This is a genomic window from Pseudomonas sp. P9_2 (assembly GCF_034008255.1).
In the GTDB taxonomy this organism is placed as follows: domain Bacteria; phylum Pseudomonadota; class Gammaproteobacteria; order Pseudomonadales; family Pseudomonadaceae; genus Aquipseudomonas; species Aquipseudomonas synxantha_A.
Genome location: NZ_CP125376.1, coordinates 4,941,279 through 4,957,867, shown reverse-complemented (window position 1 = coordinate 4,957,867; position 16,589 = coordinate 4,941,279). Strand labels below are relative to the sequence as shown.

Annotated in this window: 14 protein-coding genes, 1 tRNA gene and 1 pseudogene; 11 read left to right on the top strand and 5 right to left on the bottom strand. The window is 57.0% G+C overall.

Features of this window, described 5'->3' with window-relative positions:
* The first annotated feature begins 314 nt into the window (after window positions 1-314).
* Entirely contained in the window at window positions 315-509 is a 195-nt protein-coding gene (locus tag QMK52_RS22025; protein WP_005788056.1) for a hypothetical protein, read from the top strand.
* A gap of 15 nt (window positions 510-524) precedes the next feature.
* Here the strand turns inward: QMK52_RS22025 and QMK52_RS22020 are convergent, their stop codons facing one another.
* Window positions 525-905, bottom strand: a complete 381-nt coding sequence (locus tag QMK52_RS22020; protein ID WP_005788058.1) for a hypothetical protein — start codon at window positions 903-905, stop codon at window positions 525-527.
* Between the two features lie 237 nt (window positions 906-1,142).
* Between QMK52_RS22020 and QMK52_RS22015 the strand changes: the two genes are divergently transcribed.
* Together QMK52_RS22015 and QMK52_RS22010 are read left to right on the top strand one after the other, a co-directional pair.
* Window positions 1,143-3,422: an acylase gene (locus tag QMK52_RS22015; RefSeq protein WP_320403410.1), complete on the top strand. Its 2,280-nt coding sequence runs from the start codon at window positions 1,143-1,145 to the stop codon at window positions 3,420-3,422.
* Between the two features lie 214 nt (window positions 3,423-3,636).
* Window positions 3,637-3,710 (top strand) — tRNA-Cys (locus tag QMK52_RS22010).
* A 277-nt stretch (window positions 3,711-3,987) separates the two neighbouring features.
* Here QMK52_RS22010 and QMK52_RS22005 read toward each other — a convergent pair.
* Window positions 3,988-4,950 (bottom strand): LysR family transcriptional regulator, encoded by a 963-nt coding sequence (locus QMK52_RS22005; protein WP_248091500.1) that lies wholly within the window; start codon window positions 4,948-4,950, stop codon window positions 3,988-3,990.
* Window positions 4,951-5,061: 111 nt separating this feature from the next.
* Here QMK52_RS22005 and QMK52_RS27445 point away from each other — a divergent pair.
* The 7 genes and pseudogenes from QMK52_RS27445 to QMK52_RS21975 all read left to right on the top strand — a co-directional run.
* A pseudogene (locus tag QMK52_RS27445) lies at window positions 5,062-5,140 on the top strand (hypothetical protein); the annotation flags it as partial.
* Between the two features lie 122 nt (window positions 5,141-5,262).
* Window positions 5,263-6,582 (top strand): serine hydrolase, encoded by a 1,320-nt coding sequence (locus QMK52_RS22000; RefSeq protein ID WP_320403409.1) that lies wholly within the window; start codon window positions 5,263-5,265, stop codon window positions 6,580-6,582.
* A 314-nt stretch (window positions 6,583-6,896) separates the two neighbouring features.
* A complete protein-coding gene (locus tag QMK52_RS21995; protein ID WP_320404211.1) occupies window positions 6,897-7,637 on the top strand; it encodes an alpha/beta hydrolase in 741 nt (246 codons plus the stop codon).
* A gap of 542 nt (window positions 7,638-8,179) precedes the next feature.
* Window positions 8,180-9,118, top strand: coding sequence for a DUF481 domain-containing protein (locus tag QMK52_RS21990; protein ID WP_320403408.1), 939 nt, complete (start codon window positions 8,180-8,182; stop codon window positions 9,116-9,118).
* A 128-nt stretch (window positions 9,119-9,246) separates the two neighbouring features.
* Window positions 9,247-10,227: an MBL fold metallo-hydrolase gene (locus tag QMK52_RS21985; protein WP_199803501.1), complete on the top strand. Its 981-nt coding sequence runs from the start codon at window positions 9,247-9,249 to the stop codon at window positions 10,225-10,227.
* Window positions 10,228-10,813: 586 nt separating this feature from the next.
* Window positions 10,814-11,539, top strand: a complete 726-nt coding sequence (locus QMK52_RS21980; RefSeq protein ID WP_232289425.1) for an META and DUF4377 domain-containing protein — start codon at window positions 10,814-10,816, stop codon at window positions 11,537-11,539.
* A 178-nt stretch (window positions 11,540-11,717) separates the two neighbouring features.
* Window positions 11,718-11,900, top strand: coding sequence for a hypothetical protein (locus QMK52_RS21975; RefSeq protein WP_143508449.1), 183 nt, complete (start codon window positions 11,718-11,720; stop codon window positions 11,898-11,900).
* Between the two features lie 62 nt (window positions 11,901-11,962).
* Here the strand turns inward: QMK52_RS21975 and QMK52_RS21970 are convergent, their stop codons facing one another.
* A complete protein-coding gene (locus QMK52_RS21970) occupies window positions 11,963-12,208 on the bottom strand; it encodes a hypothetical protein (protein WP_005788077.1) in 246 nt (81 codons plus the stop codon).
* A 551-nt stretch (window positions 12,209-12,759) separates the two neighbouring features.
* Between QMK52_RS21970 and QMK52_RS21965 the strand changes: the two genes are divergently transcribed.
* On the top strand, window positions 12,760-13,743 hold the full coding sequence (locus QMK52_RS21965; RefSeq protein ID WP_194440670.1) for a GlxA family transcriptional regulator: 984 nt from the start codon (window positions 12,760-12,762) through the stop codon (window positions 13,741-13,743).
* Window positions 13,744-13,758: 15 nt separating this feature from the next.
* On the opposite strand, the gene QMK52_RS21960 is transcribed toward QMK52_RS21965, so the two are convergent.
* Together QMK52_RS21960 and QMK52_RS21955 are read right to left on the bottom strand one after the other, a co-directional pair.
* Window positions 13,759-15,006: an NAD(P)/FAD-dependent oxidoreductase gene (locus tag QMK52_RS21960; RefSeq protein WP_320403407.1), complete on the bottom strand. Its 1,248-nt coding sequence runs from the start codon at window positions 15,004-15,006 to the stop codon at window positions 13,759-13,761.
* 2 nt (window positions 15,007-15,008) lie between these two features.
* Complete coding sequence (locus QMK52_RS21955; protein ID WP_320403406.1) at window positions 15,009-16,580, bottom strand: aldehyde dehydrogenase (NADP(+)); 1,572 nt, start codon at window positions 16,578-16,580, stop codon at window positions 15,009-15,011.
* Window positions 16,581-16,589 lie beyond the last annotated feature (9 nt).

The following is a 16,589-nucleotide window of genomic DNA, read 5'->3' as shown; positions in this document are numbered from 1 at the left end:
TCACTCACCTTTCAGGCATGGAAACGTCAACGCTCCAAAAGGCTACATACCTGTAGCTTGAGCGCACTGATTCGTGTGCGCTCTGGGCATTACGGTTCCCACATGGCTACCTGTGGTGTGTGAGAAATCAAGTCAGCAAGACGCGAGGGGATTGCCCTCTCAACGATTAAAACCGACGGCCCGTGTGAGCGCCGAACAAGCCAAAATTTTTGATCGCCTGTAACATGAGACGCAGCCGACCCGGTTCGTCCCGATTTTCGGGTATGTGCGGCGAAACACAGCGGATACATTCTTTAAGGTTCAGGAACTTCGTCATGACCCAAAAGCAACGCTTGAAATACTCGATTCTGATCGCCCTGGCCGTGCTGGCCTCGATGTTCGGCCTGTCCTACCTGCAGAACATTGGCGTGATCAGCGAAAAGACCTTCCAGTACCTGGCCATTGCGATTGCCGTGGTGGTAGTGGTGATCAACGGCATCATGCGTCGCAAGGTCAAGCCGCACTTCTGATCAGCGCGGCGTGACTCAGGCGCGACCTTCGAGCACTTTGGCAGCCTCTTCATGGAGGCTGTAGCTTTTATCGGCATTGAGGGTGATCACGCCCTCGCTGCACAGACGCTTGAGCACCTCGCGCACACTGAGAAACGACAATGGGATGCCCAGCTCCAGCAAGTGGCTGTGCACGCCCCGCACCCCCAGGGTGCGCTGATTGTCGGCGGCGGTGAGGAGGGCGTCGATGACCTTCAGCCGAATCAGGCTGGTGCGCAGACCGAAGCACTTGAGCAAATGGCGAATGCGCTGGTTGCCTTGCTGTTCGGGTGCCTTGCCAAAGTCTTGTGAACCGTTGCCGTAGTTGGCCTCGGCAGTCGGTGAATGTCCATCCGTGGGCACTTGCGGGTTGTACATGCAAAAACTCCTTATCAGAGCCTGATCAGGAAAATGATGGTGCTCTTATTCAATAAGACGAACGAGAGAGCAAAATCATGAAGTGCCGAATGTAGAAAATTTGTCGGTATCAGGTTTGTCACACTGTCGCCGGCCTGGATAAGCCCCATTCGTGGCTAAATTATTCCCGGTTAAATGCGTCCTTACGGTGGGGTAGTTGTATCTACCGAGGGTGTTCAATTTGACTGCGGGGTCTGCGTGATTATTTCCAACGGGTTGTTCAGGGTCTGCGTGGCAGGGGTGTTGCTGGGGCTGAGCTTTGCAGCTTCGGCGCGCGAGCATGTGGCTCAGGCGTCGGCCGATATCCGCCGTACCACTTACGGCGTGCCACATATCCGCGCCAATGACGAGCGTGGCCTGGGCTTTGGCATCGGTTACGCGTATGCCCAGGACAACCTGTGCCTGCTGGCCAATGAAGTGGTCACGGTGAACGGCGAGCGCGCGCGCTATTTCGGCCCCGAGCAGGCCACCCTGGAGGAACGCAACAATCTCGCCAGCGATGTGTTTTTTACCTGGCTCAATACACCCGGCGCGGTGCAGGCATTCTGGCGTGCGCAGACCCCGCAGATCCGCCAGCGTATCGAAGGCTACGTGGCCGGCTATAACCGCTATTTGAAGGAGCAGGGCGCACCTGCACAATGCCAGGCGGCGTGGGTACGACCGTTGGTTAAAGAGGATCTGGTCAAACTGACGCGCCGGTTGCTGGTAGAAGGTGGCATCGGTCAGTTCGCCGAAGCCTTGGTGGGCGCCACGCCACCCCAAGCCATCGCCGGTGTGCAACCCGGCGCGCAGGCATTTGCACAGGCCGCCGCGCATCAGCAACGCTTCAGCCTCGACCGGGGCAGTAATGCCGTCGCGGTGGGGCGTGATCGTTCTTTCAATGGCCGTGGGATGTTGTTGGCCAACCCGCATTTCCCATGGGTGGGTGGCATGCGTTTCTACGAAATGCACCTGACCATCCCCGGCCAGCTGGATGTAATGGGTGCCGCACTGCCAGGGTTACCCGTGGTGAATATCGGCTTCAACCAGCATGTGGCGTGGACGCATACCGTGGACACCTCCAAGCACTTCACCCTGTACCGGCTGACCCTGGACCCCAAGGATTCCACGCGCTATATGCTTGACGGCAAGTCCGTTGCTCTGGATAAAACCACGCTGACCGTGCAGGTCAAACAGGCCGATGGCAGCCTCAAAGACGTTGCCCACACCGTCTACAGTTCGCAGTTCGGCCCCGTGGTGCAATGGCCCGGCAAGCTGGACTGGGACAACAAGTACGCCTTCAGCCTGCGCGACGCGAACCTGGGCAACGACCGCGTGCTGCAACAGTGGCACGCCATGAATCGTGCGGGCAGCATCACTGAGCTGCAAACTGCGGTGCACACCTTTCAGGGCATCCCATGGGTCAACACCCTGGCTGCCGATGATCAGGGCCAGAGCCTGTACATGAACCTGTCGGTCGTACCCAACGTCAGCGCTGCCAAACTGGCGCAATGCAGCGACCCACGGGCCGGCCTGCAAATGATCATGCTCGACGGTAGCCGCAGTGCATGCGCCTGGGACATCGACCCCAAGGCTGCGCAAGCAGGGATCTTCCCGGCGGCGCAGTTACCGCAGCTGCAACGCACCGACTATGTACAGCACTCCAACGACTCCGCCTGGATGGCCAACCCCGAGGCGCCGCTGAGCGGGTTCTCGCCGGTGATTAGCCAGGACAACATCGGCCTGGGTCCGCGTGCACGTTTCGCCCTGCAACGCCTGCAATCCCTGGACAAACAGCCGATCAGCGTCAGCGACCTGCAAAACATGGTCATGGACAACGAGGTGTACCTGGCGGGCCAAGTCATGCCGGACCTGCTCGATTTTTGCGCCAAGCAACTCGGCACCGACGCCGCCGCGCTCCAGCCACTGTGCACCAGCTTGAAAACCTGGGACCGGCGCGCCAACCTCGACAGCGGCATCGGCCTGGTGCACTTCATCAACCTGATGCAGCACCTGCAGCAAACTCCCGATGCCTGGCGTGTCGCCTTCGACCCGGCCCACCCCCTGACCACGCCCCGCGGCCTCGCCATCGATCGCGCGCCGGTGGCCGCCGCCCTGCGTGAAGCCATGCTGGCCTCCAGCGCAGACGTCAACCAACTCGGCCTGAGCCGTTGGGGTGAGATCCAGGTCAGCGGCCAAACCCCCATCCACGGCGGCCCGCAAGAGCTGGGTATCTACAACGCCATGCAAACCGTGCCCCGCGCCGACGGCAAACGCGAGGTCGTCAGCGGTACCAGCTACCTGCAAATCGTCACCTTTGATAACAACGGCCCCAACGCAGTCGGCGTGCTGGCGTTCTCCGAATCCAGCAACCCGGCGTCCCCTTACTCAAAGGACCAGACTCAAGCCTTCTCCGAGAAAAAACTGCGCCCGTTGCCGTTCACCGACGCTCAGATCAAGGCCGATCCGCAGTACCAACTCCACACCGTGAAGGAGTAGGGCAGGCCCGCAACCCCTTGATGCCAGAGCAGAATATTTTTTGAAATCAAGGGGTTGCAGGCATAGGCAAATGAGTACATAATGGCGCCCATCGAACGCAATGAAGCATTAAAAACTTCAATGTATTCAATGAGTTAGAGTATAGGCAAGCTTCACATAGCCCACTCAAGTTTGTATGCGGTGAATGTCAGCGACAAGGACATTGATCGTTTGAGGCCGAGTAGCAAAATGGTTATGCAGCGGATTGCAAATCCGCCTACGCCGGTTCGATTCCGACCTCGGCCTCCACTCTTAGAAACCCCGTAGATTAACGTCTACGGGGTTTTTTATTGCCTGTGATTTGAGAAGTGTTCCGCAACCCTACTCATTGTTGATCGCAATGAGGGGGCAGAACAATGCCAGGGGAGGGTGTGGTTGGCCTTTTGCTCCAGCAGATTGATCCATGTCGAAAGCAGCCTCCAACTCCCCCCAGCCCTGCATACAACGGAGGGGAAAGAGAGAAAGTTCGGTTCTCATGCAGGCCAGCGCTTCGTTTGCTCAGATGGAACTCGACCGTAGTCTGAAGTTAGTCTGAGATGACCGCTGGCTGAGTTACGACAGGTCGGCGTCTTTCTGCCTCGTCGACGATCAGTGCGATGGTTTTTCTGGCGATGGGTGACAACGTGCGGCCGGCATGAAACACGATGGTTTCCGGGATATAGCGCAGATGTATGGGGATCGCGGGCTGGATTTTTTGGATTAGATCAATCAGCACCCCACTCCCCAGATCAGGCGCTAGCCAAGATTGCCAAGTGAGCAGTAGGGCGTCGCTAGTCAGCGTGGCCTGACGCAGGCAGTTCAGCTCATTGCACACCAATGTCCACGGCAGCAGTGTCGTCGAGGGCATTCCGAACAGCGCCCGGGCGTGCACGTCGTCCGTGGTCACGGCAGCCCACGGGTAGGCGAGTAGCTGCTGATACGTCACTGGCTCGACCTGTCGAGCCAGTGGGTGCTCATGGCGACAGAAGATAGAGGCCGGTTGTGGCGGCAAACTCCGAACGTCAAAGCGTGGGTCCACCCCCTGTTCGACCCGCACGCTCGCTACGACAAACTCGATGTCTTCCCGTGCCAGTTGGTTGGCCAGGTGATGCCAGTAATTGACCTCAGGGGTCACCACCAGCTTGGGCGAACTCTTGCGCAAGGCCAGCAGCACGTTGGGAAGGGTGGTGTTGGCGGTCATCATGCCGACGCCGAAGTTGAGTTCACCTCCCTGCCCCCCGGCGATGTCGCTGGCCTCCGCGACCAGCTTGTCGGCGCACGCCAGCATCTCGCGTGCCCGAGCAATGAGCTGGTGACCGGCGAATGTCAGCGTCACTGAACGGGTGTCCCGATCAAACAGGCGTACCCTCAGGTCTTTTTCCAGCGACTGGATGCTACGGCTGAACGCCGTCTGCGAAAGATGGGCTCGCTCTGCGGCCCGGGAGAAGTGTAGTTCCTCTCCAAGCAAGACCAGGTGACGAATTCGCTTCAAGTCAATTAAGTCGCTCAATGCATCAATCACTCTTCATATTTGCATTGGACGGTTGTACCTCACTCCCAGAAACTTCGCCAGAGTTTGCGCTTGGTTGGCAGCCTGTCCGTTTGCGTTTCGATGTCCTGAAACGATGACGGCCGGCTCAACTTTAAAAAAGAGTGAGACCTTCTCGAAGATCTTCAAAGGCATTCACGATCTGCAATTGAGTACAGAGCTCCGTGGTGATCTTGCGGCCTTAGGCCTAATTGGTTGCCGTGAATGGAAAAGGCCTGCCGGCCACCCGATTGCGACGCAATCCGAGTAATCAAGCGTGCGAAGGAGACAAACATGCAAGTGAAAATAGACGCTCTGCAAACCTTGCTGGGCAGCGCGACCCTGTCATGTTCCCAGGCTCAGGCTGACGTCCAGCCGCAGTTCCTCAGTGCCGACGCCAGCGATCCACAGGTCATAGGCTGGATGCAAGGTTCACCGCCGGCGCCGGAAAAGGTCGTGGGGTTCAGCAGCATCCTGCAGTTCCCGCAGACGCGCTGGTCGTTCTCGCATCTGCGCGAGCTGTTGCCAAGCGTGCAGGTCGCGCGTGGAAAGGGAGCAGCCAGCCCGTTACCTCGCGCCGAACGCGAAGACATCGACGCCCTGGTCTTCACTCCACTGGGCAGCGACCGCACTATGACCTGGGAACAGTCATTGAAGGCCAACTACACCGATGGGATCCTGATACTGCACCGTGGGCAGGTGGTCTATGAACGCTACTTCGGCGCGTTGACTGATCAGGGCCAGCACATTGCGATGTCGGTCACCAAATCTTTTATCGGCACCTTGGGGGCGATGCTGGTCGAGGAAGGTAGTATCGACCCACAGGCGAAGGTCAGCCACTACGTTCTGGAGTTGAAGGACAGTGCATTTGGCGATGCCACGGTACGCCAGGTAATGGATATGACAGTCGGTGTTCGCTACTCGGAAGACTACGCCGACCCCAAAGCGGAAATCTGGGAGTACTTGCGAGCCGCCCATATGACGCCGCGGCCGGAGGGGTACGCCGGCGCTACCACGGTGACCGAATACCTGATGAAACTGCGCAAAGAGGGCGAGCACGGTCAGGCCTTTGCTTACAAGACGGTCAATACTGACGTTTTGTCTTGGGTGATCCAGCGCGCAACGGGGAAACCCATCGCGGTCAATCTACAAGAGCGCATCTGGAGCAAGCTGGGCGCCGAGCAGGACGCCTACTTGATCGTCGATGAAGTGGGTACCGCGTTTACCGGTGGCGGTTTCAACACCTCGTTGCGCGACTTGGCCCGTTTCAGCGAGATGATGCGCCTGGGCGGCAAGTTTAACGGCCAGCAGATCGTGCCCAAGAGCGTGATCGCGGATATTCGCGGGGGCGCCAGCCAGCAAGACTTCGCGAAGGCGGGCTATGAGCTACTGCCAAACTGGAGTTATCGCGACATGTGGTGGGTGTCCCACGACACTCATGGCGTCTACTCGGCGCGTGGGCTTCACGGACAAAGCATGTATATCGACCCCAAGGCGAAAATGGTCATTGTGCGTTATGCCTCGCATCCCCTGGCTCGCAGTTCGAACTTCGATCCGACTACCTTGCCCGCCTATCGAGCGGTGGCCAATCACTTGATGGCCAACTCACTATAGTGCGATGAAAAGCGGTAATAGCAGGCATTGGAGAATGGGCGGCAGTGTTCCGCGATGTACCGTTCGCCAATGCTGACTCGTTGATCAGCGCAGGTCTGAACGATTACTTATTTAACTTTTATATTTATACTGGGTGATACTGTGGGCTCGCTAACTAATCCTCAAAAGCCTAGTTTTAGAAGTCGCGCACTGATAGCCTATCTTTTGTTGATCAGGCGAAAATCAGTTTATGGCTCCTTGGACAAACTGCTCAAGAGTTTTCGAAAATCACGAGAGCAGGGTCCTGCAAGACCAACTATTAAAATGCACAAAAAATCTCTATCGAACTCCAGATAGTTGATGGTATCGAAGTCTACAGGCTAGCCCCTAAAGATGACCAAGCAAACTCCAAACATATTTTCTATCTTCATGGTGGTGCTTACGTTTGGCCTATCACATTTTTGCACTGGCGCTTCCTTCAAACGTTAGTCGAAAGATATGGCTATATTATCATAGTGCCGCTTTATCCTCTTGCACCAGAGACTAAATGTAAAATCGTTATTTTTCGCATGTTGTCTATATATAAGCTTGCTTGCTTTAACGCTCGATGTCACGCAATGAATGTAATGGGCGATTCAGCTGGCGGCGGCCTTGCAGTTGCCCTCTGCTACGCGTTGACGGACATCGGATGTATTCAACCTACAAAACTAGTATTGATCTGCCCATGGATGGATGTCACTTTGAGTAACGAGTTGATATCAAGAACGGAGAAGTCAGATCCAATGCTCTGCGCGAGAGGTTTAAGAGCGGCCGGCATGATGTATGCGGGAGGTCTCGGCACGGACCACGACTACGTAAGCCCGATTAACGGAGATCCAGAAAATCTACCTCCGATCCTTATTTTCGCTGGCACGCGCGACATTGCTCACCACGATGCAATAAATTTCTCTGAGAAAATGTTGGCACTCGGAGGTGAGGTTCAGTTGCATATAGGGCGAGGAATGATTCACGTATGGCCAATCTTCCCGATACCTGAAGCGAAACAAGCCATGGATAAAATAGCTTGTTTCCTTTAGCGTTAGTGCGAATGCCAACTGTCAGTTAAATTTGGCGTTCATGCAGGAGGTGGGAAAGTACACGTGAAAAAGTTCATTTTATCGCGGCGTGAGTTTGGCGCTTTAATGGCGCCCGTGTAGATCGGGTTTTCACCAATCGCTGTACAGCTTCCACATGGAATACCTTATAAGATGATGACTATTCATCGTGCATCGCCGGCACCAATTTGGCAGCAATCAAAGAACGCACAGGCATTGTTCGCGTTGCCGATAAGCTTGCCTTTGAGATGCAAAGAGTGAGCGCTTTTAATAAATATCCCCCTGGCTAAATAGCTTTATTTAGACACTAAGATCTCGCGGCTAACGACGGCATTGAAATTGCGATGCTGACTTCATGCTGCAGAGCGAACGGAGGGCGGTTCTTCGTAACGTAAAGCACGGTAATTGTAATATATGGTAGGTATCCCAAGCGCGGTAGGTTCGTCATGCGATTAGCGGCGGTGATGTTGTCGTGCTATGTCTGCGTGAGCGTTCTTTCACCATGCGCATCTGCGGACAATGTAATGCTGAAAAATGGTGACCATATCAGCGGAGACATTATTTTGATGGAGGGCGCAAATCTTGTTCTAAGTACGAGTTACGGAGGCGATATAACGATCAGTAAGGATCAGATTCAGACTTTGGAAAGCAAGCAGCCGCTCATGGTAAGGCAAGTGGGCCAGTTGCAAGGAACGGTTGAATCGATTCGGGCCGGTCCGCGAGGTAATGTGCAGCATGCTGTAGGCGTTGGTTTGAATTTCGTCGACCTTAATAATATCGATCAGATTATGAAACCCCAACCCAACCTCAAGGCTGCAATCTGGAAGGGGAATATTGACCTTGCGCTTCATGCTGAAAAGGTTAAGACAGAGAAGGATAATGTTAACCTGGCAGCACAAACAAGTTTTGTCAGTGGCCCTTGGCGCCATAGCGCGATTGCTCACGTCCGCGAAGACGACGATGAGGTTGCAAGTACGGCAAACTGGAGTGCCGAGTACTCTGTGATTCGTTTCCTCACCGATAGATGGCTTTGGGAAGGCGGCTTGAGTTACAAAAAAGACCAGATCGAAAACCTACAAACTAGGCGAAAAATTGGCACCGGTCCCGGCTACCAATTCTGGGACGATCAATTAGGCAATCTTACCGTTGTTGCACTGCTAAATCGTATGCGATTCGGGTACTCAGGCGGTGGCAGTAATACGTTTTACTTCACATCTGCCCGCTGGGACTTCAAACGATATCTAGTCGGAAGAAAGTTTGAATTTTTCACATCGGGTGAGCTGGGAAGGCCGCTCAGTGATATAGCATACTATGCTTATGACTCTGAGCTAGGTTTGCGCTACAGCGTCACAGAATGGGCTTCCTTAAATTTGAAGTACGAACACGCGGTAGTCGCGGGTAAGTCCGATAATAGCAACTTGGACAGTGCTAGATATACAGCCGGTTTTGGTGTGAACTGGTGATGTATATTTTGGCTGCATCCACGATGCTGAGGCCGGGCGTACTATTTCCTAGCGGCTTAGATACAAAAATCTAGATCCGCCTATGCAGGCGAGCGATGCCTGTCCATTTCAATATCGGGAGATGAAGCGTGAGTCGTAGCAAAAAAATGTTGGGCTGTGCATTTGTTATTGCAGTGGTGGCAGGGGCGCTCTGGGGGGCATGGAAATTTTCATCACCCTCGGTTCAACCCTTTGCTTCGCTAAGACCGCAAGGCGGTCAAGGATCTCCGGACTTGACGGTGCGTTTTCTGGGGGCTGGCACATTGAGCTTCGATGATGGGGAGACAGCAATCATGGAGGACGGTTTTTTCTCACGGCCCAGTATTTTTTCGGTGCTACTGACGCCTATACAGCCTAATGAGCAGCGCATCGATGCGAGTTTGCGCGGCGCTGGCATTTCCAAGCTTGCAGCGATATTCGTCGCGCACTCGCATTACGACCATGTCCTGGACAGTGGCTTGGTGGCTCTCAAAACAGGCGCTACCATATTGGGTACAAAATCGACTGCCAACGCCGTTCTGGGTGCCGGATTACCTCCTGAGCGTATCAAGGTAATCAAAGACGGAGATTCTTTTTTGTTTGGTCAATTTCAAATCAAAGCCTTCGAGACCCCGCATTCACCACATCCCACCTCACCAGGCTTCATAGATCATCCGCTGCACACCCCTGTCCCGGAGGGGGATTTCAAAGTTGGCGAAAACTTCTCATACCTGATCACTCATGGCAGCCGCCGTCTTCTGGTGATCGCCAGTGGTAATTACAGTCCAGGCAAGTTCAAGGATGTCAGGGCAGATGTGGTGTTTCTCGGCATCGGAACTTTAGGTAAACAAACCCCGGAGTTTGTCGCTCAATATTGGCAAGAGACGGTTGTCCAGACGGGCGCTAAAATCGTGATCCCGATCCATTGGGATAATTTTTTTGAGCCCTTGGACCAACCGTTGACCGCTATGCCGCGCATACTGGACGCTTTCGATCAGAGCATGGCCATGTTGCTCCCCCTGGCACAACGGGACGCTGTGAAGGTGCAACTGCCTGTCGCTTTCGCCCCTATCGATCTAGATGCCCGGTAGACATCGAATAGGCCCGCCACACGGTTGGCCTACGGAAGCCACCGCCAAATTATGAGAACGCAAGGACCTAATTTTCCTGGAGAAATACGGGGGCGTCCAAAAAATAGCCCTATGTGCTCGCCCTTGTGTCGGTTGCAGGCAGCAGTAATCAGCCGATGCCGAGTTGTGGGAGAAACCCGGCGCCAGTCACCAGGATGTTGTTGCGTCCATGTTGGCGTGTGGTGAAAAGAATGGCTCCGGCGTTGATCCCAAGGCCAGCTTCCAAGAGATGGCCCAGCGATTTGTATGTATGAAGCGTGCGGGCTATACCCGGCGTGACGGTTTTGACATCTGTGCATTGCACCCCAAGGAGCCGTTGAAGGCCTGTGAGTCGGCGCAATGAGGCCACGGATTTTTATTGCCTGTGATTTGGCAGCGCTTCCAGCGCCCTTATTCAGTGCGTATGGTGGCAAGCGCAGGACTATGTCCGTACTTATCAAAGCTGACCGAGACAACCATGAAACAGAACATTCTTCTTGCAGCCGTTTGCGCTGTACTGATCCAGGGCTGTGCCTCCACCTCCAAAAGCCATGAGGACTCGCCCTCCATGCTCACGACTACCTCGGCTGCTGTAGCCCAGCCAGCTTTACCTGCCTATTACTGGAACCTGGTTTCGGCCAATGATGCTTCGGGTAAACCACTCGTCGCTCTGAACAAAGGCATCGAACGCAAGCTGCGCGTTTCCTTCGGTGACAAGAATCTGAATATCAGCGGTGGCTGCAACGGCCAGTTCGGCGGCTATCAGTATCAGGACGGGGTGTTGAAAGTGCAGTCACTGGCTTCAACGCTTATGGCTTGCGACAAGAGCCTGATGGACCTTGACGCAGAGGTCGCTCGACTGTTCAAGGGCGACCTGCGCGCCGTCATCACCGGCGACAACACGGCGCCGGTGCTGCAACTGACTACCGCCAACGGCTCGGTGCTCAGGCTGCAGGGCGAGGCTACGCCGCAGACGCGTTACGGGAGCAAGGGTGAGGTCAAATTCCTGGAGGTGGCCGCCAAGACCATCAAGTGCAGTCACCCGATGATTCCTGACTATCAGTGCCTTCAAGTGCGCGAGCGACGCTATGACGACGCCGGCCTGCAACTTGCGACCCAGGACGCATGGCATCCGCTGTATCAGCCTATCGAAGGCTTCGAGCATCATGACGGCGTGCGCACTGTGCTGCGGGTCAAGCAATACGAATGGAAAAATCCGCCCGCAGACGCACCTTCAAAGGTCTACGTACTGGATATGGTGGTCGAGCAGGACGCTTCCGGGACTAGTCAGTAACCGAGACCCTAAGCCGGTGACGTTCGAGAAAATGGCCGTTTTTCGACGAGTGACACGTCTAGATCAACGGTTTCAGCTCGGTTGGGGTTGTCACGTGTGTGTTTGCCAACTACCCTGAAAATGTTTGAATTATTACAAACAATTTCGGTTTGGCTTTTTTCGGTCAAACGACTTCAGGATGAGGGACGAAAAAATGTTTTCACACGAAGGTACCGCAATAGAGCTGTTGACCCTGGTTTTCGCCGTGACCGGCGTGCTGTTGATTGCCTGGTTTATTCACCATCAATACGAGCTCAGGTCACGTAAGCGTGTAAAAAAACAACAAGGTGGTAATCAGCAGCCTTCCGCTCAAAACCGCTGATTGAGCATAAATCCGGGCCAGCCATTCGCGCCGGTTTCAGTCCGATGATCCGAGGCTCGGCGTCAGCCACTGGCCTCGGATCTATTGATTCTCTGGGCCTTGACTTCACTTGCGTAGGTTTCAAGCCTTTGCTGCTGGGCCGTGAGTAGCGCGCAGACCTTCGTTAACGTCGCCACGTTATTGGATGCTTCGCCTGTTGCCAATGCTGTCAGTTGCAACACCGACCAGCCGATAACCGCGCTGGCGTCTTCAAGGTCGTAGAACAATTCCTGTTGCGCTGTCCTGGGGCCGTCGAGGTCGTCTATCAAAAGCGTGCACTCTGTGTGGGGTAAAAAGCTTAAGTGTGTACGACAGGGTAGTCATACCGGCGCACAAGGGAAAATTACAGACAAAGAAAAGCCCGCGATGGGGGGCGGGCTAAAGGGGATGTTTTCAGGAGCTGTAGGCACAATAGGCGCTCGCCTGTGAAAGCTTTGTGAAACGCGCTCCTGAATTGAAATGCGCCTACACCGGCGAGATAGTCGCCAGCATCCCGATACCAATGGTCAGCACCAAAAAGCCGAACAGGAAAATTGCCATCTTGGTCATAAGGCCTCCGAAGGGAAGGGGGACGACAGGAATGTCGGGATGGGGCTATTGTCCGCCTGGAGGGGTTTTCAATACAGGCGCAGATAGAAAAGAAAAAACCGTATCAGATTGCCCGTTAGCGCCTGCGCCGCGGCTTTTCAAGCCAACAGTTTTTATAAAGATCAGCGCCGCCCCCTGAGACAGCCACCGCATTTGCCCCTAAGATAGCGCCACTGCATCAACAATAAGAGTGGGTCCACCCTCGATGGAAAGACGCCAGTTCAGCGGTGGCATGCAAGGCAAGAACCTGCGCTACCTCAACGATCCCTCCCGGCAAGCAGCGTTGGTGACCCGCGTCGGTTTCCTGCTGCTTGAACACTTCTCTCTGCCCGCTTTCACCCAGACCCTGGACACGCTGGTGACCGCTAACCTGTTGCGCCCCGAGCTATTTGCTTCGCGCACCTTCGGTTGGGGTGAAGGCGAAGTCGTCAGTGACCTGGGCCTGGTCATCCGCCCCGATGCCAGCCTGGAACCTGCGGTCTTGCCGGACTTGGACCTGCTGGTCATTTGCGGGGGCTTTCGCACCGAACTCAAGGCCAGCGAACCCTTTATCCAGCTGTTGCGCAGCGCGGCGGAGGCGGGTGTCAGCCTGGCGGGTTTGTGGAACGGCTCATGGTTTCTCGGTCGCGCCGGCCTGTTGCAGGGCTATCGCTGCGCCATTCATCCCGAGCATCGTCCGGCGCTGGCGGAGGTATCCAAAGGCGCCCAGGTCACCAGCGAGCCCTACGTGATCGACCGTGATCGCCTCACTGCGTCCAGCCCATCCGGCGCTTTCCACATGGCGCTGGACTGGATCAAGAGCCTGCATGGCAAAGCATTGGTCGAAGGTATCGAAGATATCCTCGCGTTCGAAGAGTCGCGCTATCGCCGTATCAAACCCACCGAAAACGTCTGTGTCAGCGCACCGCTGCGTGAAGTGGTGAAGTTGATGGACGCCAACCTCGAAGAACCGCTGGAACTCGACCAACTCGCCGTCTATGCCGGTCGCTCCCGCCGCCAACTGGAGCGCCTGTTCAAGGAGCAACTGGGAACTACGCCGCAACGCTACTACATGGAATTGCGTGTGACCGAAGCGCGGCGCCTGCTGCAGCATACCGAGCTGTCCCAGGTGGATGTGCTGGTAGCGTGCGGGTTTGTCTCACCGAGCCATTTCAGCAAGTGCTACAGCGCGTATTTCGGATATCGCCCCTCCAAGGAGAAGCGGTTGGTCAGGTAAGCATCTTGAGCTGTCTCAGAACCGCTCCAATCGATAGGGCCGTAACTCAGGCACCCGCTCTCCCGTCGCAAGCTGCCCAACCCTTTCGGCTGTCACCGCCGCCTGCGTCAGCCCCAAATGCTGGTGCCCGAACGCAAGCAGCACTTTGCCGTCGCACACCCGGTCGATGATCGGCAGCGAGTCGGGCAGGGAGGGGCGAAACCCCATCCAGGGGGTGGCTTGGCTGTCGCTCAGGTCGTGACGAAACAGCCCTTTGCTCAGACGGTGCAGTTGCCAGGCCCGTTGCATATTGGCCGGGCGGTCGAGGCCGGCGAATTCGACTGTGCCGGCCAGGCGCAAACCGCCGGACAGGGGGGTCATGATGAATTTGCGCTCCAGCGAAGTGACGGCAAAGGGCAGGCGCTGATGCTCGTGGGGCAGCATCAGGTGATAACCGCGCTCGGTGTCCAGCGGCACCTGTTTGCCGGTCAGTGCGGCGGTGAGTTTGGCCGAGTGCGCACCGCAGGCGATCAGTACTTGGCGTGCCGTCAGTACGCCTTGGTCGGTCATCAGTGAAACGCCGTTGCCCTCCAGGCGTCCATCCAACACGCGCTGCTTCAGAAATTGCACGCCCTCGGCCTTGGCCGCGTTCACCAGTTCGCCCACCACGGTGTACGGGTCGAGAAAGTGCCCGGTAGTGGGGAAGAACAATCCGCCTTGTATCGCGTCGCTCAGTTGTGGCGCGGCCTTGCGCACCGCATCGCCGCTCCAGAAGTTCACCGCTACGCCTTGCTGAGTCATGCGCTGCTGCAACGCATCGATGGCAGCGCGGGATTCGGCGCGCTCAAACACCAGCAGCGAACCGTCTTCACGCAACAAATGCGCTTGCCCAATGGAGTGCAGCAAGCGCTGCCACGCGCCCAGGCTGCCTTCGTTCAATGCACGCAGGCCGGCCACGGTGCGCTGGTAGCTTGCCGGTCGCAGATTCAACAATAGGCGAATAAACCAGGGCAGAGCGCGGGGCAGGTAGGTCCAGTCCAGGCGCAGTGGGCCCATGGGGTCCAGCAGCATGGCCGGCAAGCGCTTGAGGATCGACAGGTCAGCAATGGGGAACACTTGCTCTGTCGCCAGATGACCGGCATTGCCATAGGAGGCGCCCATGCCCGGCGCCTGCGCGTCGACCACCAGCACTTGGCGGCCCTGGCGCGCCAGCTGCAAGGCACAGGCGACGCCGATGATGCCGGCGCCCACCACCACAATGTCTGCTTGATTGGGCTGGGCCATGGCTACGCCTCTCTCTGGCCGTCAAGCAGGCGCCGCAGCCCTAGCGGGTTGTCGTGCCCGAGCGCAGCGGGCAGCAGCGCATCCGGAAAATCCTGATAGCACACCGGCCGCAGGAACCTGTGGATCGCCGCCGTACCCACCGAGGTGCTGCGCGCATCCGAGGTCGCCGGGAAGGGCCCGCCGTGCACCATCGCGTCGCACACTTCAACGCCGGTCGGCCAGCCGTTGACCAGCAGGCGCCCGGCCTTGCGCTCCAGCACGGGCAGCAGGGCCCGGGCTTGTGGCAGATCCAGGTCATCCATATGCAAGGTCGCGGTGAGTTGACCTTCCAGGTGTTCGGATACCCGTCGCACTTGCTCGGCATCGTCGCATTCCACTACTAGCGAGGCGGCGCCGAAGACCTCCGCCTGCAGGTGTTCGTTGCTCAGGAATGCCTGGGCCTGGGTTACGAACAGATGGGTCTGGCCTTGGTTCGGCCCAGCTCCCGCCAGGCCCTTGGCGGCGACTTGGGCGTGCCGGGCCAATGCACTCACGCCGGTTTTGTAGGCGCTGAAAATGCCTGGGGTGAGCATGGTCTGCGCCGGGCACCGTGGAAGCAGATCACTGGCGACCTTGATAAATCGGTCCAGGGCGCTGCCTTTCACGGCGATTACCAAGCCAGGGTTGGTGCAGAACTGGCCGGCACCTTGGTTCAGTGACGCGACGAAACCTTCGGCCAATGCCTCGGCCCGTGCTTCAAGCGCGGCAGGAAACAGGTACACAGGGTTGATCGAACTCATTTCCGCATACACCGGGATAGGCTCCGGGCGTGCCTGGGCAGCCTGGCACAGCGCGACACCACCACTGCGCGAACCGGTAAAGCCTACGGCCTTGATGCGCGGGTCGGTCACCAGTGCGACACCCAACTCGTTACCCGAGCCGTAGAGCAGTGAAAACACGCCCTCGGGCAAGCCGCACTGTTTTACTGCCTGTGCAATGGCACTGCCCACCAGCTCACTAGTGCCAGGGTGGGCGTTGTGAGCTTTAACGATGACCGGGCAGCCCGCCGCCAGCGCCGATGCGGTATCGCCGCCCGCCACGGAGAAGGCCAGGGGAAAGTTGCTGGCACCAAACACCGCTACCGGGCCCAGGGCGATATGGCGCTGGCGCAGGTCGGCACGGGGCAGGGGCTGGCGTTGGGGTTGCGCGTTATCGACCCGTACGTCGAGCCACTCGCCCAGGCGTACAGTGCGTGCAAAGGCGCGCAACTGCCCGCAGGTGCGGCCGCGCTCACCTTCAATACGCGCGCGGGGCAGACCGGTCTCTGTGCTGGCGCGTTCGATCAGCTCATCGCCCAGGGCTTCGATGTTGTCGGCGATGGTTTCAAGAAACCTGGCGCGATCTGCCAGGGACGTTTCGCGATACATATCGAAGGCAGCCCAGGCCAGTGCGCAGGCCTGTCCCACGTGTTCGGTATCGCCGCCGGCGTAGGCGGGTTCCAGTGGCGTGTCGGTGGCTGGGTTGATGGCCCGGATCGCATCGCGACGGCCATGAAGGGATTGCTGACCGATCAGCATCTTGCCTGTCAGAGTCATGGGGGCATC

Coding starts and splice junctions, on each gene's coding strand:
- QMK52_RS22020 (WP_005788058.1), bottom strand. CDS start 905: ATGTACAACCCGCAAGTGCCCACGGATGGACATTCACCGACTGCCGAG.
- QMK52_RS21980 (WP_232289425.1), top strand. CDS start 10,814: ATGCTCACGACTACCTCGGCTGCTGTAGCCCAGCCAGCTTTACCTGCC.
- QMK52_RS22025 (WP_005788056.1), top strand. CDS start 315: ATGACCCAAAAGCAACGCTTGAAATACTCGATTCTGATCGCCCTGGCC.
- QMK52_RS21955 (WP_320403406.1), bottom strand. CDS start 16,580: ATGACTCTGACAGGCAAGATGCTGATCGGTCAGCAATCCCTTCATGGC.
- QMK52_RS21990 (WP_320403408.1), top strand. CDS start 8,180: ATGCTGAAAAATGGTGACCATATCAGCGGAGACATTATTTTGATGGAG.
- QMK52_RS21975 (WP_143508449.1), top strand. CDS start 11,718: ATGAGGGACGAAAAAATGTTTTCACACGAAGGTACCGCAATAGAGCTG.
- QMK52_RS21965 (WP_194440670.1), top strand. CDS start 12,760: ATGCAAGGCAAGAACCTGCGCTACCTCAACGATCCCTCCCGGCAAGCA.
- QMK52_RS21960 (WP_320403407.1), bottom strand. CDS start 15,006: ATGGCCCAGCCCAATCAAGCAGACATTGTGGTGGTGGGCGCCGGCATC.
- QMK52_RS22000 (WP_320403409.1), top strand. CDS start 5,263: ATGCAAGTGAAAATAGACGCTCTGCAAACCTTGCTGGGCAGCGCGACC.